Source organism: Hydrocoleum sp. CS-953, from assembly GCF_002260545.1.
GTDB lineage: Bacteria > Cyanobacteriota > Cyanobacteriia > Cyanobacteriales > Microcoleaceae > Trichodesmium.
In genome coordinates this window covers 1,383-2,450 of sequence record NZ_LGSU01000209.1, presented here as the reverse complement: position 1 = coordinate 2,450, position 1,068 = coordinate 1,383, and the positions used below count along the sequence as shown (strand labels likewise).

Below are 1,068 nucleotides of genomic sequence, written 5' to 3'. Positions count from 1 at the left end.
AAAAATCTAATTCGGTTGCCAAGTTTTCTCCTCAAATTTCCGTCTCCTAACCAAAGCAAAAATTTGATTCACCTGTCAGATTTTCTCCTAGAGTTTCCATCTCCCAAATCCAACAAAAATCTAATTCGGTTGCCAAGTTTTCTCCTCAAATTTCCGTCTCCTAACCAAAGCAAAAATTTGATTCGCTTATCAGATTTTTCCCGAAATTTTCTCTCAACCAAAACAAAAATTCGATTCACCTGTCAGATTTTATCCGAAATTTTCGTTCTCTCAACCAAAACAAAAATTTGATTCGCTTATCAGATTTTATCCTAGAGTTTCCATCTCCAAAATCAAACAAAAATCTAATTCGCTTGCCAAGTTTTCTCCTCAAATTTCCGTCTCCTAACCAAAGCAAAAATTTGATTCACCTGTCAGATTTCTTCCTCAAGTTTCGGTCTCCTAAGCAAAACAAAAATTTGATTCGGTTGCCAAGTTTTCTCCTCAAATTTCCGTCTCCTAACCAAAGCAAAAATTTGATTCGCTTGCCAAGTTTTCTCCTCAAATTTCCGTCTCCTAACCAAAGCAAAAATTCGATTCACTTGTCAGATTTTTTCCTCAAGTTTCGGTCTCCTAAGCAAAACAAAAATTTGATTCGCTTATCAGATTTTCTCCTAGAGTTTCCATCTCCCAAATCAAACAAAAATCTAATTCGCTTGCCAAGTTTTATCCTCAAATTTCCGTCTCCTAACCAAAGCAAAAATTTGATTCACCTGTCAGATTTTTTCCGAAATTTTCTCTCAACCAAAACAAAAATTTGATTCACCTGTCAGATTTTTTCCGAAATTTTCTCTCAACCAAAACAAAAATTTGATTCGCTTATCAGATTTTTTCCTAGAGTTTCCATCTCCCAAATCAAACAAAAATCTAATTCGGTTGCCAAGTTTTCTCCTCAAATTTCCGTCTCCTAACCAAAGCAAAAATTTGATTCACTTGTCAGATTTTTTCCTCAAGTTTCGGTCTCCTAAGCAAAACAAAAATTTGATTCGCTTATCAGATTTTATCCTAGAGTTTCCATCTCCAAAATCA

Annotated in this window: 2 protein-coding genes; one reads left to right on the top strand and one right to left on the bottom strand. The window is 34.7% G+C overall.

What is annotated here, in order from left to right:
- Nucleotides 1–413: 413 nt before the first annotated feature.
- The gene (locus AFK68_RS36145) at nt 414–581 is read right to left on the bottom strand and encodes a hypothetical protein (protein WP_168186281.1); all 168 of its coding nucleotides are present in this window, start codon (nt 579–581) and stop codon (nt 414–416) included.
- Between the two features lie 268 nt (nt 582–849).
- Between AFK68_RS36145 and AFK68_RS37940 the strand changes: the two genes are divergently transcribed.
- Nucleotides 850–1,068 (top strand): hypothetical protein (locus AFK68_RS37940; RefSeq protein WP_210407176.1); only part of this gene is annotated, 219 nt, incomplete at its 3' end.